This is a genomic window from Bradyrhizobium sp. BR2003 (genome assembly GCF_009720285.1).
In the GTDB taxonomy this organism is placed as follows: domain Bacteria; phylum Pseudomonadota; class Alphaproteobacteria; order Rhizobiales; family Xanthobacteraceae; genus Bradyrhizobium; species Bradyrhizobium elkanii.
This window is the reverse complement of sequence record NZ_SMYJ01000026.1, coordinates 239,179-263,284: the sequence shown is the minus strand read 5'-3', so window position 1 is coordinate 263,284 and position 24,106 is coordinate 239,179. Positions and strand designations below refer to the sequence as shown.

Here is a 24,106-nt window from a genome sequence, read left to right as displayed (position 1 = left end):
AGAGCGCGGTTGTGACGTTACGTGAGGTGAGCACGCTGATCAGACTCCCTCCCCCCTTGCAGGGGAGGGTTGGGGAAAGGGGTAAGCTCCGGGCGTCGGCGCAGAAACTGGCACGCCACGATCTCAATTCAGCATCGATCAACGCATCATGACCTTCCCAGACATCACGCCGGACCTGAAAGCTGTGATGCCGGAGCTGCGCGGGCGGCTACTGGCGAACCAACGGCTGGCGGAGCTGACCTGGTTTCGCGTCGGCGGGCCGGCGCAGGTGTTGTTCACGCCGGCCGATGAAGATGACCTCGCCTATTTCCTGAAGCGCCTGCCGCCGGAACTGCCGGTCTATGTCGTCGGCGTCGGCTCCAATCTGATCGTGCGCGATGGCGGCATGCCCGGCGTCGTGATCCGGCTCGCGCCGCGCGCCTTCGGAGAGACCAGCGCGGCCGGCGATGTCGTCACCGCCGGTGCTGCGGCGCTCGACAAGCGCGTCGCCGAGACGGCTGCGGCGGCGGACATCGGCGGCATGGAATTCTTCTTCGGCATTCCCGGCACGGTCGGCGGCGCGCTACGCATGAATGCCGGCGCCAATGGCGGCGAGACCAAGGACGTGCTGATCGAGGCCACCGGCATCGGCCGCGACGGCACGAAGCATACGTTCGACAATGCCGACATGAAGTTCGTCTACCGCAACAGCGGCGTCGATCCGTCCATCGTCTTCACCTCGGCGCGCTTCCGCGGCAGGATCACCGATGCCGCGGCGATCCGCGTCCGCATGAACGAGGTGCAGACCCATCGCGAGACCGCGCAGCCGATCCGCGAGAAGACCGGCGGCTCGACCTTCAAGAATCCGCCCGGCAACAGCGCCTGGAAGCTGATCGACGCCGCCGGCTGCCGCGGCCTCAAGGTCGGCGGCGCGCAGGTGTCGGAGATGCACTGCAATTTTCTGATCAACACCGGTAACGCCACCGGGCACGACATCGAGACGCTCGGCGAGACGGTGCGCGAACGGGTCAGGCAGAGCAGCGGAATTGAGTTACACTGGGAAATCAAGCGGATCGGAAATTCATCGTAGTCGTCGTTCCGGGGCGATGCGCGGCATCGAACCCGGAATCTCGAAAGTCTGGATCTGGTCCTTCGGACCATCCCGGAACGACGGAAGCAGCGAAGACAGGCAAAGAAGATGCAGGTGACCATTCTGTTCGGCGGCACCAACAAGGAGCGGCTGGTCTCGGTGGCAAGCACACAGGCGCTGCACCGCGCCCTGCCCGACGCGGACCTCTGGTTCTGGGATGTCGACGACACCGTGCACGCGGTGACGTCGGAAAAACTGCTCGGCCACACGCGGCCTTTCGAGGTCGACTTCAAACCCGACGGTCGCGGCATGGCACTCGATCAGGCGCTCGACAAGGCGAGCGCCGAGCAGCGTGTGCTGGTGTTCGGTTTGCACGGCGGCCGTGCCGAGAATGGCGAATTGCAGGCGATGTGCGAGCTGCGCGGCGTCGCGTTCACCGGTTCCGGCTCGGCGTCGTCGCATCTGGCGTTCGACAAGCCGTCGGCGAAGCGCTTCGCCGCGATCGCAGGCCTCAACGCGCCGCAGGGCATCACTGTCGAGCAGATCGACGAGGCCTTCGCGAAACACGGCAGACTGATTGCAAAACCCGCCAAGGACGGATCGAGCTACGGGCTGATCTTCGTCAACGCGAAGCAGGATCTCGTCGCGGTCCGCAATGCCGCGAAGCATGAAGAGTATCTGATCGAGCCGTTCGTGTCGGGCGTGGAGGCGACCTGCGGCGTGCTCGAGCAGTCCGACGGCTCCGTGTTCGCGCTGCCGCCGATCGAGATCGTGCCGGGGGAGGGAACCTTCGACTACACAGCCAAATACCTTTTGAAGTCTACCCAGGAGATCTGTCCCGGGCGTTTCGCGCCCGAGGTCAGCGCCGCGATCATGGACCATGCGCTGCGGGCGCACCGCGCGCTGTCCTGCACCGGCTACTCGCGCAGCGATTTCATCGTCTCGGCCAATGGCCCGGTCTACCTCGAGACCAACACCCTGCCGGGACTCACCGCGGCATCACTGTACCCTAAGGCCTTGAAAGCACAGGGCATCGCCTTTGCCGACTTCCTCAACGACCAGATCGAGCTGGCCCGCCGCCGCGTCCGAAGTTAATGCCCGGCCGGGCGGGAACCCGCTTGGTCGGCCGGATGGAACCCGGGCGCTGTTGCTAAAATGCTAACGAGTTCGCGGCAAAGTACTCAGAGCGTTGGTCAAAACACGCTCCAGGCCGAAGTCATTTACCGTTTGTTTACCAGGAAGCCCGAAGGTTAACGCTGGCGGCGCATGTAGCGCTTGGCTGCCGGGGCGTGAGCTGTCGCGGATTACCGCTTCGAGGATCGCAACCAGGGAACAGGGGGCCACTCTAATCCCACCGGTCTAGCCGAGACGTGATTTGTGCCGGGACCCGCGGGGTTTGCGGGCACAACATGTGACGAGCTCGTGCAATGGATGGTGCAGGACGCCTCACCCGATCGCTGCGATCGCTGGGGCCTCAAGCTGACCTGAGAGCAGCCGCTATTGGAGCGGCGGTGCTGCTGCGCGAGTATGTCGGCGCCCATCTCGCACGTCGTCGCCGGCGTCCCCCCAAGCGGCCGCAAGTCATCATCGATCGCGAGCCGCCGAACCGCTACATCCTGATGGTCGAACGCTATCTGCCGCGCCGCATCGGGCTGGTCGCGACGCTCGCGATCCTGTTCGGCAGCCTTGGCCTCGGCATCGTCAAAGGCGGCCATGTCGAGGAATTCACCACCGCGCTCAGCGACACCCGCAACGCGCTCGCCAACACCGCCGGCTTCCGCATCACCACCGTCGGCATCAACGGCCGCAAGCAGCTGAGCCAGGACGAGGTGCTCGCGATCGGCGGCGTCAACGGCCGCTCCTCGCTGCTGTTCCTCGACGCCGACACCGTGCGCGCCAAGCTGAAGGCCAATCCCTGGATCGCGGATGCCACGATCCTCAAGCTCTATCCGGGCCGGCTGCAGATCGACATCGTCGAACGCACCGCCTTCGCGCTGTGGCAGCAGAACGGCCGCCTGTCGGTGATCGCCTCCGACGGCGCGGTGCTCGAGCCCTACGTCTCGCGCCGCTTCCTCAACCTGCCGCTGGTGGTGGGGAAGGGCGCCGATGTCAGAGCCCACGACTTCCTGGCGCTGCTCGACCGTTACCCGCAGGTCCGTTCGGTGACCAAGGCCGCGATCTTCGTCGGCGAGCGGCGCTGGAACCTGCGCCTCAAGGACGGTCTCGACGTCCGCCTGCCGGAGAACGACGTCGGCAACGCGCTCGCTGCACTCTCCAGGCTCGACAAGGACGAGAAGCTGTTCTCGCGCGACATTGTCGCCGTCGACATGCGCCTGCCCGATCGGTTGATCGTGCAATTGTCCGAGGATGCCGGCAAGGCGCGCGACGAACTGCTCAAGGACAAGAAGTCCAAGAAGAAGGCCGGTGACTCCGCATGACCGGCCTCGATCGCAATTTGACCCCGAAGACCCGCCCGATGCAGAAGCGCACCGCGATGGTGGCTTCGCTCGATGTCGGCTCCAGCAAGATCGCCTGCATGATCGCGCGGCTGCGGCCGTCGCCGCCGAACGAGGCGCTGCGCGGCCGCACCCACGCGGTCGAATTGATCGGCTACAGCCAGATCCAGTCGCGCGGCGTCAAGGCCGGCTCCGTCGTCGATCTCGCCGAATGCGAGAAGGCGGTGCGCCACGCGGTGGCGCTGGCCGAGCGCATGGCCAAGGTCCGTGTCGAATCCGTCCTGCTGTCGGTCTCCGGCGGCCGGCAGCATGGCCAGCTGGTCGAAGCCGCGGCCGATATCCGCGGCGGCTCGGTCACCTCGGACGATATCAGCCGCGTCACCTCCGCCGGCATGCGCCACGCCGCCGGCGCCGGCCGCACCGTGCTGCACGCGCTGCCGGTCGGCTACGCGCTCGACGGCGTCAAGGGCATCCGCGATCCGAGAGGCATGGTGGCGCGACAGTTCGGCGTCGACATGAACGTGGTGACGTCGGACGCGACGGTCGCCAAGAACCTGATGCTGGTGGTCGAGCGCTGCCATCTCAACGTCGAAGCCATGGCGTCGAGCCCGTATGTCGCGGGCCTCTCGGTGCTGACCGATGACGAGGCCGATCTCGGCGCTGCCGTCGTCGAGATGGGCGCGGGATCGACCACTATCGCGACATACTCCGGCGGACGTCTCGTGCACGCATCAGGATTCGCGCTCGGCGGGCAACACATCACGATGGATCTTGCGCGCGGCATCGGCGCGTGCATTGCGGATGCCGAGCGAATCAAGACCTTATACGGCACGGTGCTGACCGGCGGTTCGGACTCGCGCGAGCTGATGTCCGTTCCCACTGCAGGCGATGATCGGGAGACACCGCAAATCGTGTCCCGCGCCACGATTGCGAACATTGTCCGGCATCGCGCCGAGGAGATTTTCGAAATGGTCCGTGACCGGCTCGCGGATTCCCCCTTTGCGGCAGAGCCGAGGGCGCGTGTCGTGTTGAGCGGCGGCGCCTCGCAGCTCACCGGCACCGTCGAGCTTGCGACCCGCATCCTGAACCGTCAGGTCCGCATCGGCCGTCCGCTCGGCTTCGGCCGGCTGCCGAACGAGGCGAAGGGCGCCTCGTTCTCGGTGCCCACGGGCCTCCTGGTCTATCCGCAATACGCACATCTTGAACATGTCGAACCGCGGCGCACGCGGCAGCTCAGGACAGGGACAGACGGTTACTTCGGAAAGGTCGGACGATGGCTTCGCGAGGGCTTCTGATGACCGCACCCCGGCTCACAGCATTTTCACCAGCTCCGGCGGCCAGCGGCCGGGACGAACCAACGCGCGCATAATCGAGAGAGGCAACCATGGCACTCAATCTGACACCCCCTGACATCAGCGAGCTGAAACCGCGGATCACCGTCTTCGGCGTCGGCGGCGCGGGTGGTAATGCCGTCAACAACATGATCACCGCCGGGTTGCAGGGCGTCGACTTCGTCGTCGCCAACACCGACGCGCAGGCGCTGACCATGTCGAAGGCGCAGCGCATCGTGCAGATGGGCACCCAGGTCACCCAGGGCCTCGGCGCCGGTTCGCAGCCCGACGTCGGCGCTGCGGCCGCGCAGGAGGTGATGGACGAGCTGCGCGATCACCTCACCGGCGCCAACATGGTGTTCGTCACCGCCGGCATGGGCGGCGGCACCGGCACCGGGGCTGCACCCGTGATCGCCAAGGCCGCGCGCGAGATGGGAATCCTCACCGTCGGCGTGGTGACCAAGCCGTTCCACTTCGAGGGTCAGCGCCGCATGCGCACCGCCGAGCACGGCATCGCCGAGCTGCACAAGGTGGTCGACACGCTGCTGATCATTCCGAACCAGAACCTGTTCCGGGTCGCCAACGAGAAGACCACCTTCGCCGACGCCTTCGCGATGGCCGACCAGGTGCTGTACTCGGGCGTCGCCTGCATCACCGACCTGATGGTCAAGGAAGGCCTGATCAACCTCGACTTCGCCGACGTCCGCGCCGTGATGCGTGAAATGGGCAAGGCGATGATGGGCACCGGCGAAGCCACCGGCGAGAAGCGCGCGCTGACCGCCGCGGAAGCCGCGATCGCCAACCCGCTGATCGACGACAGCTCGATGAAGGGCGCCCGCGGCCTCCTGATCTCGATCACGGGCGGCAAGGACCTGACCCTGTTCGAGGTCGACGAAGCCGCCACCCGCATCCGCGAGGAGGTCGACGCCGACGCCAACATCATCGTCGGCGCCACCTTCGACGAATCGCTCGACGGCGTCATTCGCGTCTCGGTGGTCGCAACCGGTATCGAGCAGGCCGCCATCGCCTCCCGCGCCCAGGCTCCCGCCGCGCAGCAGTCGGGCGGCTCGCCCGAGAGCCGGCTGGCCGATCTGACCGCCCGCCTGCGTGCCGACAATCAGCGCATGGCCGAGCGTGCCCAGAAGCTGGAACCGCCGACCGGCGTGACGGTCGCTCCGATCGCGGCTGCCGCCGCGGCGCAGCAGCGTCCGGCCGTCGAACGCGCTGCGCTCGCGGCGATCGCCGCCGCGGTTGCTCCCGACAGCGCGCCGGCTGCCCAGGCGCCGATGCAGCCGGCCTCCTACGGTGACGTCACCGTGCGGCCGATTGCCCAGAAGCCCTCGCTGTTCCCGGACCACGAGGCCGCCCGGGCCGAGCAGCATGAGCCGATGCCGCCCGAGACCTTCATCCCCCAAGCGGCGGAACGGTCGCCGGTCCGTGCTCCGCGGATGCCGAAGTTCGAGGATCTGCCGATGCCGGCGCAGGCCGAAATCCGCCAGGCCAGCGGTGACGGCGAGGCGGAGCACCCGCAGAAGACCCGGCTGTCGCTGCTGCAGCGGCTGGCCAATGTCGGCCTCGGCCGCCGCGACGAAGAGACCGAGCCGCCGATCGCGGCCCGTGCCTCCGGTCCGGCCATGCCGACGATGCCGCCGCTGCCCGAGCGCAAGCCGGCCCGCAGCGTCGCCCAGCAGATCTCGGCGAACGAATCGCCGGTATCCGAATATGCAAAGCGCCCTGCGCCGCAGGGTCTGGACGCTCATGGCCGCCAAGCACCTGTTGCCCCGGCGCCACAGGGCGACGACCATCTTGATATCCCGGCCTTCCTGCGGCGGCAGGCAAACTGAAGTTTGTTACAACATTGGCGACGAAGAAGGCCTCGGCGGCGAACCGCCGGGGCCTTTTCCTTGGCGCGGGCAGGCGATTGCGCCGGACAAACAAGCAACTGATTTTAAATGATTAATTATTCTTTCGGTGGTCAGATGGCGGCTTGCCGAGGGCCGTTTTCGCTGCCGCAATTTGGTTAACCTTGGGCGCGAATGCGGCAGAGGTGGGGTAACAATCGGTAAACAAGCGTGAGTTGGCGCAGTTTAGGGCAATCACTATGGTCTGCCGTGACTTGGGGAGCTCAAGCGAGTCGGCCTTGGGGAAGTTTGGCCACTTGAATTGAGTGAAGTCGGGTAGTGGGCATTATCGAATGAAGTTCAGCCGTCAAACAACGCTTCGGTCGCAAGCCACCGTGACTGGCGTAGGCGTTCATTCCGGTCTTCCTGTCAGTCTCACCTTGGGACCTGCACCTGTTGATGCGGGTTTTATTTTTGTCCGCACCGGTCTCGACGGTTCCGACCGCGAAGTCGTGGCCACCGCCGATGCGGTGATCGCGACCGAGTTCGCGACGGTGCTGGGTGACCGCGAAGGGCCGCTGGTTTCGACCGCCGAGCACGTGCTCGCGGCGCTGCGCGGCATGGGCGTCGACAACGCCACCATCGAAATCGATGGCGCCGAAGTTCCGATCATGGACGGCAGCGCTGCAGCGTTCGTCGCGGCCATCGATCAGGCCGGCATCGTGACCCAGCCCGGCGTCCGCCGCTTCATCCAGGTCTTGAAGCCGGTGCAAGTCAGGATCGGCGAATCGGTTGGCGAGCTGCGTCCGTTCGCGGGCGGGTTCCGCACCGAAGTCGAGATCGATTTCACCAACCAGGTGATTGGCCGCCAGACCTTCTCCTTCGATCTGTCGCCGGAAGGTTTCCGCCGCGAGGTCGCGCGCGCCCGCACGTTCGGCTGCATGAGCGACGTGGCGCGGCTGTGGGGTGCAGGCTTCGCGCTCGGTGCGTCCTTCGACAACACCGTGGTGTTCGACGAGGCCCGTCTGCTCAACGCCGAGGGCTTGCGCTACGCCGACGAATGCGCCCGCCACAAGGTGCTCGACGTGATCGGCGATCTGGCGCTGGCCGGCCTGCCGATGCTCGGCAGCTACCGTTCGGTACGGGGCGGCCACAAGCTCAACAACGCGGTGCTGAAGGCGCTGCTCGCCGACCGCAGCGCCTGGCGGGTGGTCGAATCGGACACCGCTCGGCGGCCGCTCCGTGGCCATGTCGAAGCCGGTGCAGGCACCGTGGGCGGCCTCGTCGCCCCGGCCTACGGCCCGGACGTGTCCTGATCGCCGCAGGCGGTCGGGTCCAATTTCCGTAATAACCACAGCAGGCTGTGAGCTTCGTCGGGTCGCCTTATTCCCGGCGGAATGGCTCCGTATTCGGTTGGTCCACGGTCATTTTTCGGCTAAGCAGGCCTGCGGTTGCGAGTAACGGCGGCCAATGGCACTGGAAATATTGCATCCATGACCGCGGTTCATGGGTGGAGTGGGGTCGCCGTTAACCGCATCAAAGGCGTCAGGTTTTACAATTCATGTCGGCAATGCGTATGGCGCTCGAATCACGCAATTCTTCTGACGTCTCCGGCCTGACCAAGGCCGGGCGCACGCTGCGTTTTGCGGCGGGCCTGATTGTGCTGGCCATGCCGCTCAGCGGCTGCGGCACCGGCGCGCTGTGGGACAAGTTCATGGCCAAGGACGACACGTTCGTCGATGAGCCCGCGGACAAGCTCTACAATGAGGGCTTGTACATGATGAACGAGAAGAAGGACCTGAAGGCCGCCTCGAAGAAGTTCGAGGAAGTCGACCGTCAGCATCCCTATTCCGACTGGGCGCGCAAGTCGCTGTTGATGTCGGCCTATTCGTTCTACCAGGCGGGCGACTACGACAGCTGCATCGGCTCTGCCACCCGCTACGTCACGCTGCATCCTGGCAGCCCGGACGCGTCCTACGCCCAGTATCTGATCGCGGCATCGCATTTCGACCAGATCCCGGACATCTCGCGCGACCAGAGCCGCACCGAGAAGGCGATCGCGGCGCTCGAAGAGGTGGTCCGCAAATATCCGACCTCGGAATACGCCACCCAGGCCAAGTCCAAGATTCAGGCTGCGCGCGACCAACTCGCCGGCAAGGAAATGGCGGTCGGGCGCTATTACATGGGCAAGCGCGACTTCACCGCCGCGATCAACCGCTTCAAGACCGTGGTCACACAGTACCAGACCACGCGCCACGTCGAGGAGGCGCTCTTCCGCCTCACCGAGGCCTACATGGCGATCGGCATCGTCGGCGAGGCGCAGACCGCGGCCGCGGTGCTCGGCCACAATTTTCCAGACAGCCGCTGGTACAAGGACGCATATAATCTAGTAAAGTCCGGCGGTCTCGAGCCGAGCGAGAATCAGGGTTCCTGGATCAGCAGGACCTTCAAGAAGATAGGTCTCGGCTAGGAATTGTCCTCGCATGCTGGCGCGTCTGTCGATCCGTGACATCGTCCTGATCGAACGGCTCGATATCGAATTTTCCCGTGGCCTCGCGGTGTTGACCGGCGAAACCGGCGCAGGCAAATCCATCCTGCTCGATGCCTTTGCGCTGGCGCTCGGCGGCCGCGGCGATGCCGGACTGGTGCGCCACGGCGCCGAACAGGGGCAGGTCACCGCCATGTTCGATGTCCCGAAGGGGCATCCGGCGGCCGGGATCCTGGCCGAGAACGGCCTCGACGACACCGGTGAGATGATCCTGCGCCGCGTGCAGCTCGCCGACGGCCGCACCCGCGCCTTCATCAACGATCAGGCGATCAGCGTGCAGACCCTGAAGGCGGTCGGTGCCGCGCTGGTCGAGATCCACGGCCAGCATGACGAGCGCGCGCTGGTCGACGCCTCCACCCATCGCCAGCTGCTCGATGCCTTCGCCGGACACGAGAAGGACGTCGCGGCGCTGGAAGCGCTGTGGGATGTCAGGCGGACCGCCAATGCTGATCTCGACGAGCATCGCGCCGGCATGGAGCGCGCCGCGCGCGAGGCGGACTATCTGCGCCATGCCTCGCAGGAATTGAAGACGCTGGCGCCGAAGGAGGGCGAGGAAACCGAGCTCGCGGGTCGCCGCACCACCATGATGCAGGGCGAGAAGATCGCAACCGATCTGCGCGAGGCGCAGGAGGCGATTGGCGGCTCGCATTCGCCGGTGGCGTCGCTGTCGGCCGCGGTCCGGCGGCTGGAGCGGCGCGCCGCCAATGCGCCTGCGCTGATCGAGCCCGCGGTCAAGGCGATCGATATTGCGATCAACGCGCTGGAGGAGGCCGACCAGCATCTCAACGCCGCGCTGGCGGCGACCGATTTCGATCCGGTCGAGCTGGAGCGCATCGAGGAGCGGCTGTTCGCGCTGCGCGCCGCCTCGCGTAAATATTCGACGCCGGTCGATCTGCTGGCTGCGCTGGCGATGCAATACGCCGGCGACGTCGCGCTGATCGATGCCGGCGCCGACCAGCTGAAGAAGCTGGAAGCGGCCGCCGGTGAAGCCGACAAGCGCTATGCGGCGGCTGCTGCCAAACTGTCGGCGGCGCGCACCAAGGCCGCCGAGAAGCTCAACAAGGCCGTCAGCGCCGAGCTTGCGCCGCTCAAGCTCGAGCGCGCGAAGTTCATGACCCAGGTCGAGAGCAACGCGGCCGCGCCGGGGCCGCAGGGCATCGACCGTGTCGAGTTCTGGGTGCAGACCAATCCGGGCACCAAGCCGGGGCCGATGATGAAGGTCGCTTCCGGCGGCGAGCTGTCGCGCTTCCTGCTGGCGCTGAAGGTCGTGCTGGCCGATCGCGGCTCGGCGCCGACCTTGGTGTTCGACGAAATCGACACCGGCGTCGGTGGCGCGGTGGCCGATGCGATCGGCTCGCGGCTGGCGCGCCTTGCCGGCAAGGTGCAGGTGATGGCGGTGACGCACGCGCCGCAGGTCGCGGCCCGCGCCAGCCAGCATCTCCTGATCTCCAAGGACGCGCTCGACAAGGGCAAGCGGGTCGCCACCCGCGTCAACGCGCTCGCCGCCGACCACCGCCGCGAAGAGATCGCGCGCATGCTGGCCGGCGCCGAGATCACCGCGGAGGCGAGGGCGGCCGCGGAACGCCTGCTCCGGGCGGCGACGGCATAATCTCTCCCCCTCGTCATTCCGGGGCGATGCGAAGCATCGAACTATGGTGCGCAATTGCGCACCTGAGAATCTCGAGATTCCGGGTTCATCGCTGCGCGATGCCCCGGAATGACTACCTCAGGTACAGATCGACTCGTACAAGTCATTCCACTGCGGATTGCTCGCTTCGATCAATTGCGTCTTCCAGGCTCGCTTCCACTTCTTGAGCTCCTTCTCGCGTGATATGGCGGAGATCGGGGCGTCGTAGATTTCGAACCAAACAAGCTGCGTGATGTTGTATTTAGATGTGAAGCTTGGGACAGCCTTCATTCGATGTTCGTAGACCCGCCGCACGAGATCGTTGATGATCCCAACATAGATTTGCTCCGTCTCGTCGGCTTGCTAGAATGTACACGTAGTACGACATGAGCCCCATTTCCCACACAGTTATTCCGGGGCGATGCGCAGCGTCGAACCCGGAATCTCGAGATTCCGGGTTCGGTCCTGACGGACCGCCCCGGAATGACGAAAAACTATAGCGCGCCCGTCGCATGGCTAAACCAGCAAAAAAGAAAGCGCTCTCCGACGTCGACAAGCTCAGCAAGACCCAGGCGAGGGTCGAGCTGACCCGGCTTGCGCTCGAGCTCGAGGACCACGACAAGCGCTACTACCAGGACGACGCGCCCAGCGTCACCGATGCCGAATACGACGCGCTGCGGCAGCGTTACAATGCGATCGAGAAGCGCTTCCCGGAATTCGTCACTGCGGAATCGCCGTCGCAGAAGGTCGGCGCCGCGCCGTCGGGGCGCTTCAGGAAGGTTCGCCATTCGTTGCCGATGCTGTCGCTCGACAACGCGTTCGCGGAAGCCGACGTGGTCGATTTCGTCGGGCGCATCACGCGCTTCCTCAAGCTGCCGGACGACAAGATCGATTTTTCGGCCGAGCCGAAGATCGACGGGCTCTCGATGTCGCTGCGCTACGAGGGGGGCGAGCTCGTCACCGCGGCAACCCGCGGCGACGGCGCCGAGGGCGAGGACGTCACCGCCAACATCCGCACGCTCGAGGACGTGCCGCAGAAGCTGAAGGGCCGCAACGTGCCCGACATCTGCGAGGTGCGCGGCGAGGTCTACATGACCAAGAAGGCGTTCCTCGCGCTCAACGAGCGACAGAAGGCGGCCGGCGACACCATCTTCGCCAATCCGCGCAATTCGGCGGCCGGCTCGCTGCGGCAGAAGGATCCGGCCATCACCGCCTCGCGGCCGCTCGGCTTCTTCGCCTATGCCTGGGGCGAGATGAGCGCCATGCCCGCGGATACCCAGACCGCGATGATCCACTGGTTCGAGCGGTGCGGCTTCAAGACCAACCCGCTGACCAAACTGTGTCACTCGGTCGAGGAGCTGATCGCGTTCCACCGCAAGATCGAGGAGCAGCGCGCCGAGCTCGACTACGACATCGACGGCGTCGTCTACAAGGTCGATCGCATCGACTGGCAGGAGCGGCTCGGCTTCGTGTCGCGCACGCCGCGCTGGGCGATCGCGCACAAATTCCCGGCCGAGCGCGCCATGACGGTGCTGCGCGACATCGAGATCCAGGTTGGGCGCACCGGCTCATTCACGCCGGTCGGCAAGCTCGAGCCGGTCGGTGTCGGCGGCGTGATCGTGCAGAACGTCACGCTGCACAACGAGGACTACATCAAGGGCATCGGCAACAAGGGCGAGGTGCTGCGCGAGGGACGCGACATCAGGATCGGCGACACCGTGGTGATCCAGCGCGCCGGCGACGTGATCCCGCAGGTCGTCGACGTCGTGATCGACAAGCGGCCGAAGAACGCGAAGGAATTCCACTTCCCGAAGAAATGCCCATGCCCTCTGCACACCGACGTGGTGCGCGAGGAGACCGCGGCCGGCGAGGAAGGCTCGCGCGCCCGCTGCACCGGCGAGTTCGCCTGTCCGTTCCAGAAGGTCGAGCACCTCATTCTGTTCGTGTCGCGCCGCGCCTTCGATATCGACGGTCTCGGCGTGAAGCAGTTGCAATATTTCTTCGACGAGGGATGGGTCAAGGAGCCGGCCGATATCTTCACGCTGCAAAAGCGCAACGCGAAGCTGAAGCTGGAGGACATCGAAGGCTACGGCGAGACCTCGGTGCGCAATCTGTTCGCCGCGATCGACAGCCGGCGCAGGATTGGCCTGGAGCGCTTCATCTACGCGCTCGGCATGCGCCATGTCGGCGAGACCACCGCGCTGGCGCTGGCGCGCGGCTATGGCTCCTGGGACGCGTTCCACGATGCCTGCCTCAAGGTCGCCAAGGGCGACGAGGAAGCGATGGCGGAGATGGATGCGCTCGACCAGATCGGCGACACCGTGATCAAGAGCATCGCCGACTATTTCGGCGAGAGCCACAATCGCGGCATTGTCGAGCGGTTGACCGGAGAACTCGACGAGATCATCGACGCCGAGAAGCCGAAGAGCAATTCGGCGGTGGCCGGCAAGACCGTGGTGTTCACCGGATCGCTCGAAAAGATGACGCGCGACGAGGCCAAGGCGACGGCCGAGCGGCTGGGCGCCAAGGCGGCCGGCTCGGTGTCGAAGAAGACCGACTATGTCGTCGCGGGGCCGGGCGCCGGCTCGAAGCTTGCCGAAGCGCAGAAGCACGGCGTCCAGGTGCTGACCGAGGACGAGTGGCTGAAGCTGATCGGGGAGTAGGGTTGTCCGTCATTCCGGGGCGCCTCGAAGAGGCGAACCCGGAATGACGAGTTGCTCACATCATCCCCTGCTCATCCTCCTCGGCCTGCGCGATCAGCTCCTCGCTCACCACCACCTGCCGCCGCGGCACGACGAAGATCATGGTGCAGGCGCAGGCGATCGAGATCGCGAAGATCGCCGCGGTCAGCGGCAGCGTCGTGGTGGAGTGGCCGCCGAGATAAGCGCCGAATTGCGAGATCAGCGAGCCGATCCCCTGCTGCAGGAACCCCATGGCCCCCGAGGCGGTGCCGGCGGCCTCGGGCCGGATGCTGATGGCGCCGGCGGCGGAATTGGCCATCACGAAGGCGTTGGCGATCATCACGATCATCTGGGTGCCGAACAGCCAGAGCGGCGCCTGGTTTACTCCGGTAAAACTCCAGACCAGGTTCAGCAGGCTGCCGCCGACCTGCAGCGCGAGGCCGAACCAGATCAGTTTCTCCAGCGAGTGCCGCGGTGCGAAGCGCACGCACAGGAGATTGCCGACGAAGTAGCCGAACCCCGTCATCGCGAACCACGCGCCATATTCGGCACTGGTCCGGCCCATCTGGGTCACCACGATGTAGGGGCCGCCGCCGGCGAAGGCGAAGATGATCTGTGACGCCAGCACCTGGCACAAGAGGTAACCGACGAAGGCACGGCTCGTCATCAGCTTGCCGAGGTCGCCGCGAAAGCTGGAGCTGTCGGCGCGGTCGCGGCGGGTTTCCGGCAGCGCCAGCGCGATGAAGATCGTGGTGCTCAGCGACGCCGCGGTGATGAGATAGAGGATCGCGCGCCAGCCGAAGGCGGTCTCCAGCAGGCCGCCGGTCAGCGGGCTCACCATCTGCGCGATCATCAGCGCGGCGACGACGAGGCTGATCATGGCGCCGACCCGCTCGCGCGGATAGAGGTCGCGGATGATGGCACGGCTGATGACCATGCCGCTGGCGCCGCCGAGTGCCTGGAAGAAGCGCGCCGCGATCAGTTGCGGCAGGGTCTCGGCGAAGTCAGAGCCGACGCCGGCCGCGACCATCAGGCCGAGCCCTGCGAGCAGCACCGGCCGGCGGCCGAACCTGTCGGACAGCGGCCCCATGATCAGCTGTGAAAGCGCGATGCCGACCATGTAGAGCGACACGGTCATCTGCGCGACCCCGATATCGCGGCCGAAGGTGGTCGCCAGCACCGGTAGCGCCGGCACCAGCATGTAGAGCGAGATCGGCGCCACGCCCGTCATCACGACGAGCATCAGCAGCATGACCTTCGATGTCGCGATGTTGTCCTTTGCCGCGCCGGGCGGCTTGCCCATCACGCCGTGCATTCAGGTCCGATCCAGCATTGTGGAAAGACTGTAGCGTGCCCGTCCGCGCGGAATACGGGCGTTTCGGCATACGCCCATGCGATTTCAGGAGACGCAGCGACGATGTTTCGTCTCGCGCAATAAACACACTGTTGTCAGCCGCGAATTCCGCTGTCGTCCTCCGCGAAAGCGGGGGACCCAGTATTCCAGAAGCAGGCGTATTTGAATTGAAAGGCCGCGGCGTACTGGATCCCCCGCTTTCGCGGGGGATGACAGCGAGTACGAGGAGAGGATGACGGTAAACTCGGCGCCGCTACGTCAGCGCCGCTGTCGCCTCATCCAGCCACAGCTTCGTCACGTTGTCGTCGAGATGCGGGCGCACCACATGCGCGACGCGGGCGTGGTAGTCGTTGAGCCAGCTCAACTCGTCCGGGCTCAGCATGCTGACCTCGATCAGGTGGCGATCGATCGGCGCCAGTGTCAGCGTCTCGAAGGCGTTGACCGGCTTCTCGGCCCCGGCAATGTCGGTGCCGATCACAAGCTCGAGGTTCTCGATCCTTATGCCGAAGGCGTCGGTCTTGTAGTAGCCGGGCTCGTTGGACAGGATCATGCCGCGCTTCAGCGGCGTGGTGCCGAGCTTGGAGATCCGCGCCGGCCCTTCATGGACGCTGAGATAGCTGCCGACGCCGTGACCGGTGCCGTGCTCGAAATCGATCCCGGCCTGCCAGAGATATTGCCGCGCCAGCGTGTCGAGCTGGGCGCCGGTTGTGCCGTCGGGGAAGATCGCGCGGGCGATCGCGATATGGCCGCGCAGCACGCGGGTGAAGCGGTCGCGCATCTCGTCGGTCGGCTTGCCGATCGCGATGGTGCGGGTGACGTCGGTGGTGCCGTCCTCATATTGCGCGCCGGAATCGATCAGCAGGAGGTCGCCGGGCTCGATGCGGCGGTTGCTCTTGCGCGTCACGCGGTAGTGCACGATGGCGCCGTTCGGCCCGGTGCCGGCGATGGTCGGGAACGAGACGTCCTTCAGCGCGCCGGTCTGGCGGCGGAACGTCTCCAGCGCCTCGACGGTGTCGATCTCGGTGAGGCTGCCGGAGGGCGCCTCGCGGTCGATCCAGGCGAGGAAACGCACCAGCGCCACCGCGTCGCGCTGATGCGCCGTGCGCGTGCCCTCGATCTCGGTGATGTTCTTGACCGCCTTCAAGAGGCTCACGGGATCGCTGCCGCGCACCGGCTTGCCGCCGGCACCCGCGATCAGGCGGCTCAAGGCGTCGGCTGCGGTCGCGCTGTCGAGCGCGATCGAGGCGCCGCGCTTGGCAAGCTCGGTGAGTTTTGCCGCCAGCGCCGCCGGCTGCTCGACATCGGCCGATTGCTCGAGATGGTCGCGCGTCGAGTTGGACAGCTTGCGCTGATCGATGAACACCAGCGGCCGGCCTTCCTTCGGCACCAGCGCATAGGACAGCGGCAGCGGCGTATGTGAGACGTCGGCGCCGCGGATGTTGAAGGTCCACGCCACAGCGTGGCTGTCGGACAGCACCAGCGCGTCGACGCCGAGCTTGTTGATCTCGAGGCGGATGCGCTTGAGCTTCTCGGCTTCGATCTCTCCGGAAAACTGCGCGCCGTGGATCGTGACCGGGCCGAGCGGCGGTGCCGGCCGCTCGTGCCAGATCGCATCGACCGGATTGCCGTCGACGGCGACCAGTTCCGCGCCGGCCTTGGCGCAGGCCGCTGCCAGCCGTTCGGCTGCCGCAGAAGTGTGCAGCCAGGGGTCAAATCCCAGGCGGTCGCCGGCCGCCAGATGCCGGGTCAGCCAATGCTCCGGCGGTGGCTCGACCAGCGGCTCGACCTGCCAGGCCTTGCGGTCGACCTGCTTGCCGGCCTGCAGCGTGTAGCGGCCGTCGACGAACAGGGCCGCTTCCGTGCTCAGCACGATCGCGAGCCCGGCCGATCCGGTGAAGCCGGTCAGCCAGGCGAGCCGCTCCTCGGAGGCTGCGACATATTCATTCTGCTGCTGGTCGGCGCGCGGAACCACGAATCCCGTCAGCTTGCGCCGCGCCAGCTCCTCGCGCAGCGCGCTCAAGCGCGCGGTCAGCGCCACGCCGCCTTCGGGCTCTTCGAACGTCTGGAAATGGGCTTCGAACATCGCCGTCGCACTCTCTTCGATGGAAGCCTGACCTTCGCGCGAGCGCGGTCAAGCATGACCATATTTTTGGCATAACTTATGCTTGAATATGGCATAGTGGAATTGACCGGACGATGTCCACTGCACGTCAACGGTCAAGCGTATGGGGAGTGTCCAGGAGTGTCTCAACTCAACGGTGAGGAGATGCACGATGCCTGCATTCACGTTTGAGAAGATCTCGCCGCCGGTCCGCCGCGGCCCGATTGCGCCGGTCGAACAGAAGCAGCGCGGCGTCATCGTCCAGATGCTGGACCGTCTGGTCGAGGCGCGCGCCAAGCGAGCGGCAGGCCAGGACAAGGTCGAGACCATCCGCAGCGATTCTCCTGCACCCGAATAGCTAATCCACGGATCGCGGCTACCGTTCCAGATCCGACGCCTTCGCCACGGTTACATTGACGACCTTGCCGTCCTCGAGCTCGCGCACGATCCGCTCATCGGGGCCGACGATGCCGAGATCGAATTCGCGATCGGGCGTCAGCAGCGTCATGCGCTGGCCGGCGATCACGACGACGGTCATGTCGAGCGTCTCGCCGGAGATCGCCCATTCCCTGAGCTCGTTGCGAAACGGCTCTTTGCGCCAGGCGTCGGGGAAGCCCGGATCGCATCTGACCTCAAGACCATCTTCGGATGTGGTCAGGACGAGCTTCGACCTGGAAGGCTTCCAGTGCTCCTCCAGCAGATCGTTCGCCAGCCAGACGCAGCTGAACGAGCGGCATTCCGCCGGCCGGCTCCGATAGGTCCGGCAGCCGCGCCCCGGCTCGCAGTGCGGGCACCACGTGTTGGCAGGCTTTGCCAATTCCTCGATCGCCATCACCTTGCAGCAGAGCGTGCAGTCGCCGCACTGTCTGCCGGTTTCGGTCACTTCACGAAACGCAGCAGCAGGCTGCTCCAGCCCTCGATCTTCAGATGCCGCAGCGGCACCAGCCCGCGGGCCCGGTAGGCGGCGATGACCGCCGGCGCCTGGTGCGTCAGCAGGCCCGAGAGAATGACCTGCGCCGACGAGGCAAGGTGGGGCGCCATCGGGCCGGCCAGTTGCCGCAGCGGATTGGCGAGGATGTTGGCAAGCACCAGGTCGAACGGACCGTCCTCGGCAAAGCGCGGCGATGCAAAGCCGGTGGCGCGAATGACGTCCACCAGATCGCCAGTGCCGTTCAGCCGGGCGTTCTCCTCGGCGACACTGACCGATGGCGGGTCGATATCGCTCGCCAGCACCTTGCCGTGCAGCGCCTTGGCGGCGGCGATCGCCAGCACGCCGCTGCCGGTGCCGAGATCCAGCACGCGGCGGGGCTGATACGCCTTCAGCACGTGGTCGAGCAGCAGCAGGCAGCCGCGCGTGGTGCCGTGATGGCCGGTGCCGAAGGCCAGCGCCGCCTCGATCTCGATCCCGAGCTTGTTGGGGGGTATCCGGTGCCGGTCATGCTGGCCGTGGACGATAAAGCGGCCGGCCGCGACCGGGACAAGGTCTTCCAGGCTGGCCTTGACCCAGTCCTTGGCCTCCACGGTATCAAAAACTAAAGTTGATGCGACATCCTGCCGCACCAGTTGGCCAACCAGTTCGCGGATTAAATTTTGGTCGGGCGGCTCGGCAAAATGGACGCTGACGTCCCAGCGGCCATCCGGCCGCTCGAAGGCCGCAAACGCCGCCTGATCCTCGAAAAACAGCTCGCAAAGCGCGTCTACCACGCGCTTTGCGGTCGATTCGTCTGGAAGGGTGACGCTGGTGCGGTGTGTGGACGGGGTCATCGGAGGCCGGTAGCGCGGTTTTTGTTAAAATTTCAAGCCGGATTCAATCGAATATCGCGAGAATTGAGAGGTTCCCGGTTCAGACAACCTTAGATGTTGCCGTACTACTACTGTGGCGGAACTGGGAACACCCTTCGTTCCAAGGCATCACAACCAAGGGCAGGGCTGCAATGAAGGCTTTTATCGTTAAGTTTTTGCGGAATGAATCCGGCGCGACCGCCATCGAATACGGACTGATCGCGACCGGCATCGCTATCGCCATCATCGCTGCGGTGAATGGCGTCGGCACGGCACTGAGCGGGACCTTCAACTCGATCAGCGGCTCGCTGAAGTAATCTCTCGAACGGCGTTCTCAGGGAAGCACCGGGCGGCGACGCCCGGTGTTTTCTTTTTGACCGGTTGTCCACAGAGGCCACACGCAGCTTGTCGACAAGACGTCAACTGCGTTTTCCCGGGATTGTCAGCGTCTGTCGCACAGCCGGTCCACAGCGGCGTCCACCGGTTATCCCGTCCTTGGACAAGACCGCTGTCCACCGCAGACCCACAGCTTCTCAACATGCCTGTCTACAGCTTGCAGTGCGATGAGCGCGGCGCGTGGTGTCTCGTCCGCCCTACGAGAACAGCGCCCGATGGTCGGCCAAAATCGCCCGCGCGGCATTGTGGCCGGGGGCGCCGGTGACGCCGCCGCCGGGATGGGCGCCGGAACCGCAATGGTAGAGACCCTTCAGAGGTCCGCGGTAGTCGGCATGGCCGAGCATCGGCCGCGCCGAGAACAATTGGTTCAGTGTCAGCGCGCCGTGAAAGATGTCGCCGCCGAGCAGGCCGAACTCCCGCTCGAGGTCGAGCGGCGACAGGACCTGGCGGCCGATCACGGTGCCTGCGAACCCGGGGGCGTAGCGGTCGACGGTTGCGATCATCAGATCGGCGACCTCTTCGCGATGATCGTCCCACGATCTGCCGTCGGGCAACTGCGGCGCGACGTGCTGGCAGAACAGGCTCGCGACATGCTGGCCCGGCGGGCTCAGGCTGTCGTCGAGCGTCGAGGGGATCAGCACCTCGACGACCGGCGCGCGGCTCCTGCCGAATTCGCGCGCATCGTGCCAGGCGCGATCCATATAGCCGAGGCTCGGGGCAATGATGATGCCCGCCGAGAGGTGATCCCCCAGGCCGGGCAGCGCGCTAAACGAGGGCAGGGCGCTGAGCGCCACATTCATCCTGAAACTGCCGGACCCGTTCTGCCATCGTGAGATGCGCGCGCGAAACGCCGGCGCCAATGCGCCTTCCGGCACCAGGCGTGTGTACAGCAGCTTCGGATTGACGTTCGAGACGACGTATTTGGCGCGCACGGTCTTGCCATTGTCGAGGATGACGCCGACGGCGCGCTCCTTCTCGACGATCACCTCGCGGACGGCAGCATCGGTTTCGATCTCGACGCCATGGCTGCACGCGGCACACGCCATCGCCCGCGTGATCGCACCCATGCCGCCGATCGCGTGGCCCCAGACGCCTTTCTTGCCGTTCACCTCGCCGAACGCATGATGCAGCATCACATAGGCCGAGCCCGGCGCGTAGGGGCTGGCATAGTTGCCGACGATGGCATCGAACCCGAACAGCGCCTTGACGAGGTCGTTCTCGAAGCGCTCGTCGAGCATCTCGCCGGCCGATCGCGTGAACAGGTCGAGCAGATTGCGCTGCTGTTCCAGCGACAGCCGGCGCAGGATGTTGGCGGCGCCGAGCGCGTTGAAGGCCTCGCTGATCGCGCCGATGCCAAAACCCTCGACGAGGTTCGGCGGCGCGCGCAGCACCAATTGCCGCAGCACGTCGGCGATGGCTTCGAGTTCCCCTGAGAACACGCCGATTGCGGCCGCGTCCTGGCGGCTGAGTTTTTCGACCGAGGCCCGGGTACGGCCTTCGCCAGTCAAAAGATAGCTGCCGTCGGGCGAGGGGAGGAAGTTCTGCGCGCGCCGCTCGACGATCCTGAGACCGTGATCGGCAAGTTTCAGGTCAGACATGATCTGCGGATTGAGCAGGCTCACCGTGTAGGCGGCGACCGAATTGCGGAAGCCCGGGCAAAATTCTTCGGTGACCGCAGCGCCGCCGACCACCTTGCGGCGTTCCACGACCTTCACGCGCAGCCCGGCCATCGCAAGATAGGCCGCGCAGGTGAGGCCGTTGTGCCCCGCACCGATGATGACGACGTCAGTTTCGTTCATGTCCGCTTCAAGAAGCAGTGATTAGAGCAGTGCTGTGGCGCCGCAGCGCCGCGTCGTCAAGTCCGCGTGACCGCCGTTTCTTGTCCGTGATAGTGCCGTATGCTCAACTGAAATCCTCCGGTGGGGTGCCACCGGACCGTCCGCCTCCGGCGCCCGCCGGGTCCATGCCGGAGCTTTCATGACGTCTGAGCCGACCGCCTCGCGCAACCGGCTGGTGCTGGTTGTCTACACCGCCGCGATCTTCGTCAGCGCCCTGTTGCTGTTCTCGGTGCAGCCGTTGTTCACCAAGATGGTGCTGCCGCGGCTCGGCGGCTCGCCGGCGGTGTGGTCAGTGGCGATGGTGTTCTTCCAGTCGCTGCTGCTCGGCGGCTACGCCTATGCGCATCTCCTGATGAAGCTGAACGGCCGCATCGTGCCGGTCGCGGTGCATCTGGTGCTGCTCGTCGTCGCGCTCGTGACCTTGCCGCTGTCGATCAGGAGCGGCTGGGGCGAGCCGCCGACGTCCGGCTATGCGATCTGGCTGCTTGGCCTGTTCGCGGTCTCGATCGGCCTGCCGTTCTTCGCGCTCGCCGCCAACAATCCGCTGCTGCAGGCCTGGTTCGTGCGCACCGGACATCCCAACGGGCCCGACCCGTATTTTCTCTACGCATCCTCGAACATCGGCAGCTTCCTCGCGCTCTTGTCATACCCGGTGCTGCTCGAGCCGATGTTCACGTTGCGCACCCAGAACCTGATCTGGACCGGTGGCTATGGTCTCCTGATCGTCCTGATCGCGAGTTGCGGCGTGCTGCTGTTGCGGTCGCCGGCCAACGCCGCACTCAACATCCAGGTCGATGATGTCAATGCGCCGGCGCCGACCTGGCTGCTGCGGGCGCGCTGGATCTTCCTCGCCGCGGTGCCGTCCGGCCTCTTGATCGCGGTGACGGCACACATCTCGACCGACGTCGCCGCCGCGCCTTTGCTGTGGGTGCTGCCGCTGTCGCTGTATCTCTTGACCTGGGTGCTGGTGTTCCAGTCGCGGCCGCTCTTGCCGCACAAATGGATGCTGCGGGCACAGCCGCTGGCGATTGCCGGTGTCGTGATCCTGCTTGCGGTCGGCGGCGAGCAGAACCTGCTGCTCACGCTCGGCGGCCATCAGCTCTGCTTTTTTATCATCGCGATGGCCTGTCATGGCGAGCTCGCGCGCACCCGCCCGGCCGCGAAATATCTCACCGGCTTCTACGTCGCGCTGTCGTTCGGCGGCATGGTCGGCGGCCTGTTCGCCGGGCTGATCGCGCCTTTTACTTTCTCGTGGGTCGCCGAATATCCGATCCTGCTGGCGCTCGCTGCGCTGTGCCGTCCGCCCGGCGGCGCGGAGCGGCTGCCGCGCTGGAGCGCCTGGTACTGGCCGTTCCTCGCGGTGCTGGCGGTGGCCCTGATCGCACCAAGCTATTCGGCCGGCGACATCTTCGACTGGTTCGACGTGCATCGGGTCTGGGTGATCGGCGCGGTCGGCGTGCTCTCGGCGCTGCTCGCGCTCGCGCTGAACGCCAATCGCTGGAAGATCTTCGCCACCGTCATTGTCGCGCTCGTGGTGCTGCGCGCCTATCCATCCGACGACGGCCGCGTCGAAACCGTGCGCAGCTTTTTCGGCGTGCACAAGATCGTGGTGACGCCGAACGGGCAGTTTCACGTGCTGATGCACGGCACCACGATCCATGGCGCCGAGAAGTTCAAGAACGATGACGGCACGCCGGTCGTCGGAAAGCCCGAACCGATCAGCTACTATTACAAGGACGGCGGCATCGGGCGGGCGATCACTGCGATCCGCGAGCGCAAGGGCGCGCCGCTGAAAGTGGCGGTGATCGGGCTCGGTTCGGGGACGCTGACCTGCGCGTCGGCCCCCGGCGAGGACTGGCGCTTCTTCGAGATCGACCAGTCGATGGTCGATACCGCGCGGGATCCGAAATACTTCACCTACATCCAGAACTGCGAGCCGAACCTCAAGCCTGTCATCGGCGACGCGCGGCTGACCTTCGCCAAGGAGCCGGACGGCGTCTACGATCTCATCATCGTCGACGCTTATTCGTCGGACGCGATCCCGATCCATCTCGCGACCGAGGAGGCGATGGCGATCTACAAGGAGAAGCTGGCGCCGCAGGGTGCGGTCGTGATGCACGTCTCCAACCGTCATCTCGAACTCGCCAGCGTCGTGGTCGGCATTGCGGATGCCAACGACATGAAGAGCTGGGTCTATAGCGAGGATTCCGGCCGCGACAACGAGTACATCTTCTCGACCTCGGTCGTCGTGTCCGCGCGCGAGGAGGAAGACGTTGGCAAACTCGCATCGTCGGATGTCTGGACCGAGACCGAAGCCGACGAGAAGCAGCGGGTCTGGACCGACGACTATTCGAACGTGCTGGGAGCGGTGTACCGCCGCCTGCGCGACGGCGAGCAGTAGGACCTGCAAGCCGAGCCAATCGCGGCGCCTTCCGCGCATAATTCTCTAGCGATCGGCCACCAGCAGTCTGGCGAGCTGGGGCTTGACGATTACGGCAAACTCTCCGGGATCGTCGAAAGCCCTCGCCGAGAGCATTGCCCCGTGAACCGATGCCATCAGCACCTGGGCCTCCTCGTGCGGCCGCTGGTCCAGCCGGAACAGATGCTGTTCCGCGCCGGCCTGCAGCACCGACGTGAGCCATCCCGCAAGGTGGTTGAAGTGGGCGCGGACGCGCGATGCGACCTCGTCCGGCAACATCGGCATCTCGCCGGCAAGCATCGCGCAGACGCAGAACGACAGCGAGGCATTGCCGATGCACGCCTGCCAGAAGTTCACGTAAGCCTGCAGCTGGTCGGCCGGGCTTGCGAATTGCTCCTGAAGCGACTTCAGGCCCAGCTCCGTCTGCTGCCGGTAGCGATCCACCAGCGCCGAGACCAGCTCGGCCTTGGTCGGGAAGTGATGGTGGATGCTGGCCTTCCGGATACCGATGGCATCCGAAATGTCGGCATAGCTGAACCCATTGTAGCCCCCGGCGACGATGAGGGGCTGCGCGACGTCGAGAATTTTTTCAGAAGTCGAAACCATCACGTTCACGTCATGCCTACCTTCCAGTAGGTAAATTCCAGAGGCAAATCAAGGCTT

The 24,106-nt window shown here is 65.5% G+C and carries 18 protein-coding genes and 2 pseudogenes; 13 read left to right on the top strand and 7 right to left on the bottom strand.

Annotated features, from left to right (window positions below; all coding sequences use genetic code 11):
* The first annotated feature begins 148 nt into the window (after positions 1–148).
* The 9 genes and pseudogenes from murB (at position 149) to recN (ending at position 10,854) form a co-directional block, all read left to right on the top strand.
* Complete coding sequence (gene murB / locus E2I15_RS20255) at positions 149–1,069, top strand: UDP-N-acetylmuramate dehydrogenase (RefSeq protein ID WP_137480609.1); 921 nt, start codon at positions 149–151, stop codon at positions 1,067–1,069.
* Between the two features lie 108 nt (positions 1,070–1,177).
* Positions 1,178–2,164, top strand: a complete 987-nt coding sequence (locus tag E2I15_RS20250; RefSeq protein WP_137480611.1) for a D-alanine--D-alanine ligase family protein — start codon at positions 1,178–1,180, stop codon at positions 2,162–2,164.
* Positions 2,165–2,232: 68 nt separating this feature from the next.
* Positions 2,233–2,557 (top strand): annotated as a pseudogene (locus E2I15_RS39275) (D-alanine--D-alanine ligase); the annotation flags it as partial.
* A complete protein-coding gene (locus E2I15_RS20245) occupies positions 2,497–3,507 on the top strand; it encodes a cell division protein FtsQ/DivIB (protein ID WP_137480614.1) in 1,011 nt (336 codons plus the stop codon). The pseudogene E2I15_RS39275 and the gene E2I15_RS20245, both read left to right, overlap by 61 nt.
* Positions 3,504–4,820 (top strand): cell division protein FtsA, encoded by a 1,317-nt coding sequence (gene ftsA / locus E2I15_RS20240; RefSeq protein ID WP_028332543.1) that lies wholly within the window; start codon positions 3,504–3,506, stop codon positions 4,818–4,820. Before E2I15_RS20245 ends, ftsA begins: the two co-directional genes overlap by 4 nt.
* An 89-nt stretch (positions 4,821–4,909) precedes the next feature.
* Positions 4,910–6,700 carry a cell division protein FtsZ gene (ftsZ, locus tag E2I15_RS20235; RefSeq protein ID WP_155262470.1) on the top strand — a complete coding sequence of 597 codons (1,791 nt, stop codon included), beginning with the start codon at positions 4,910–4,912 and terminating at the stop codon, positions 6,698–6,700.
* A 350-nt stretch (positions 6,701–7,050) separates the two neighbouring features.
* Positions 7,051–8,013 (top strand): UDP-3-O-acyl-N-acetylglucosamine deacetylase, encoded by a 963-nt coding sequence (lpxC, locus tag E2I15_RS20230; RefSeq protein WP_137484044.1) that lies wholly within the window; start codon positions 7,051–7,053, stop codon positions 8,011–8,013.
* Positions 8,014–8,258: 245 nt separating this feature from the next.
* Positions 8,259–9,167: an outer membrane protein assembly factor BamD gene (locus E2I15_RS20225; protein WP_422109896.1), complete on the top strand. Its 909-nt coding sequence runs from the start codon at positions 8,259–8,261 to the stop codon at positions 9,165–9,167.
* A gap of 13 nt (positions 9,168–9,180) precedes the next feature.
* Positions 9,181–10,854, top strand: coding sequence for a DNA repair protein RecN (gene recN, locus E2I15_RS20220; protein WP_137484042.1), 1,674 nt, complete (start codon positions 9,181–9,183; stop codon positions 10,852–10,854).
* Positions 10,855–10,971: 117 nt separating this feature from the next.
* Here the strand turns inward: recN and E2I15_RS20215 are convergent.
* Positions 10,972–11,260: pseudogene (locus E2I15_RS20215) on the bottom strand (GIY-YIG nuclease family protein).
* A gap of 124 nt (positions 11,261–11,384) precedes the next feature.
* Here E2I15_RS20215 and ligA point away from each other — a divergent pair.
* Positions 11,385–13,535 carry an NAD-dependent DNA ligase LigA gene (ligA, locus tag E2I15_RS20210; RefSeq protein WP_137484041.1) on the top strand — a complete coding sequence of 717 codons (2,151 nt, stop codon included), beginning with the start codon at positions 11,385–11,387 and terminating at the stop codon, positions 13,533–13,535.
* A 55-nt stretch (positions 13,536–13,590) separates the two neighbouring features.
* On the opposite strand, the gene E2I15_RS20205 is transcribed toward ligA, so the two are convergent.
* Together E2I15_RS20205 and E2I15_RS20200 are read right to left on the bottom strand one after the other, a co-directional pair.
* Positions 13,591–14,868, bottom strand: coding sequence for a multidrug effflux MFS transporter (locus E2I15_RS20205; protein ID WP_137484040.1), 1,278 nt, complete (start codon positions 14,866–14,868; stop codon positions 13,591–13,593).
* A gap of 292 nt (positions 14,869–15,160) precedes the next feature.
* Positions 15,161–16,990, bottom strand: a complete 1,830-nt coding sequence (locus E2I15_RS20200; RefSeq protein WP_137484039.1) for an aminopeptidase P family protein — start codon at positions 16,988–16,990, stop codon at positions 15,161–15,163.
* Positions 16,991–17,180: 190 nt separating this feature from the next.
* Here E2I15_RS20200 and E2I15_RS20195 point away from each other — a divergent pair, with 190 nt between their 5' ends.
* Positions 17,181–17,366 (top strand): hypothetical protein, encoded by a 186-nt coding sequence (locus E2I15_RS20195; RefSeq protein ID WP_028342170.1) that lies wholly within the window; start codon positions 17,181–17,183, stop codon positions 17,364–17,366.
* 18 nt (positions 17,367–17,384) lie between these two features.
* On the opposite strand, the gene E2I15_RS20190 is transcribed toward E2I15_RS20195, so the two are convergent.
* Both E2I15_RS20190 and E2I15_RS20185 read right to left on the bottom strand, forming a co-directional pair.
* The gene (locus E2I15_RS20190) at positions 17,385–17,891 is read right to left on the bottom strand and encodes a hypothetical protein (RefSeq protein ID WP_137484038.1); all 507 of its coding nucleotides are present in this window, start codon (positions 17,889–17,891) and stop codon (positions 17,385–17,387) included.
* Positions 17,888–18,772, bottom strand: coding sequence for a 50S ribosomal protein L11 methyltransferase (locus E2I15_RS20185; RefSeq protein WP_137484037.1), 885 nt, complete (start codon positions 18,770–18,772; stop codon positions 17,888–17,890). Before E2I15_RS20185 ends, E2I15_RS20190 begins: the two co-directional genes overlap by 4 nt.
* Positions 18,773–18,942: 170 nt before the next feature.
* Here E2I15_RS20185 and E2I15_RS20180 point away from each other — a divergent pair, with 170 nt between their 5' ends.
* Complete coding sequence (locus E2I15_RS20180) at positions 18,943–19,107, top strand: Flp family type IVb pilin (RefSeq protein WP_016841571.1); 165 nt, start codon at positions 18,943–18,945, stop codon at positions 19,105–19,107.
* 276 nt (positions 19,108–19,383) lie between these two features.
* On the opposite strand, the gene E2I15_RS20175 is transcribed toward E2I15_RS20180, so the two are convergent.
* Positions 19,384–20,985 (bottom strand): phytoene desaturase family protein, encoded by a 1,602-nt coding sequence (locus E2I15_RS20175; protein ID WP_137484036.1) that lies wholly within the window; start codon positions 20,983–20,985, stop codon positions 19,384–19,386.
* A gap of 178 nt (positions 20,986–21,163) precedes the next feature.
* Here E2I15_RS20175 and E2I15_RS20170 point away from each other — a divergent pair, with 178 nt between their 5' ends.
* Complete coding sequence (locus E2I15_RS20170) at positions 21,164–23,425, top strand: spermidine synthase (RefSeq protein ID WP_137484035.1); 2,262 nt, start codon at positions 21,164–21,166, stop codon at positions 23,423–23,425.
* Between the two features lie 45 nt (positions 23,426–23,470).
* Here E2I15_RS20170 and E2I15_RS20165 read toward each other — a convergent pair whose 3' ends face one another.
* On the bottom strand, positions 23,471–24,058 hold the full coding sequence (locus E2I15_RS20165; protein WP_137484034.1) for a TetR/AcrR family transcriptional regulator: 588 nt from the start codon (positions 24,056–24,058) through the stop codon (positions 23,471–23,473).
* Between the last annotated feature and the right edge of the window lie 48 nt (positions 24,059–24,106).

Bases quoted from the DNA above. Each gene is read 5' to 3' on its own strand.
- E2I15_RS20170 (WP_137484035.1), top strand. From the start codon at position 21,164: ATGACGTCTGAGCCGACCGCCTCGCGCAACCGGCTGGTGCTGGTTGTC.
- ftsZ (WP_155262470.1), top strand. From the start codon at position 4,910: ATGGCACTCAATCTGACACCCCCTGACATCAGCGAGCTGAAACCGCGG.
- E2I15_RS20225 (WP_422109896.1), top strand. From the start codon at position 8,259: ATGTCGGCAATGCGTATGGCGCTCGAATCACGCAATTCTTCTGACGTC.
- murB (WP_137480609.1), top strand. From the start codon at position 149: ATGACCTTCCCAGACATCACGCCGGACCTGAAAGCTGTGATGCCGGAG.
- E2I15_RS20245 (WP_137480614.1), top strand. From the start codon at position 2,497: ATGGATGGTGCAGGACGCCTCACCCGATCGCTGCGATCGCTGGGGCCT.
- E2I15_RS20180 (WP_016841571.1), top strand. From the start codon at position 18,943: ATGAAGGCTTTTATCGTTAAGTTTTTGCGGAATGAATCCGGCGCGACC.
- E2I15_RS20205 (WP_137484040.1), bottom strand. From the start codon at position 14,868: ATGCACGGCGTGATGGGCAAGCCGCCCGGCGCGGCAAAGGACAACATC.
- E2I15_RS20185 (WP_137484037.1), bottom strand. From the start codon at position 18,772: ATGACCCCGTCCACACACCGCACCAGCGTCACCCTTCCAGACGAATCG.
- E2I15_RS20250 (WP_137480611.1), top strand. From the start codon at position 1,178: ATGCAGGTGACCATTCTGTTCGGCGGCACCAACAAGGAGCGGCTGGTC.
- ligA (WP_137484041.1), top strand. From the start codon at position 11,385: ATGGCTAAACCAGCAAAAAAGAAAGCGCTCTCCGACGTCGACAAGCTC.
- E2I15_RS20175 (WP_137484036.1), bottom strand. From the start codon at position 20,985: ATGAACGAAACTGACGTCGTCATCATCGGTGCGGGGCACAACGGCCTC.
- E2I15_RS20200 (WP_137484039.1), bottom strand. From the start codon at position 16,990: ATGTTCGAAGCCCATTTCCAGACGTTCGAAGAGCCCGAAGGCGGCGTG.
- E2I15_RS20195 (WP_028342170.1), top strand. From the start codon at position 17,181: ATGCCTGCATTCACGTTTGAGAAGATCTCGCCGCCGGTCCGCCGCGGC.
- lpxC (WP_137484044.1), top strand. From the start codon at position 7,051: ATGAAGTTCAGCCGTCAAACAACGCTTCGGTCGCAAGCCACCGTGACT.
- recN (WP_137484042.1), top strand. From the start codon at position 9,181: ATGCTGGCGCGTCTGTCGATCCGTGACATCGTCCTGATCGAACGGCTC.
- ftsA (WP_028332543.1), top strand. From the start codon at position 3,504: ATGACCGGCCTCGATCGCAATTTGACCCCGAAGACCCGCCCGATGCAG.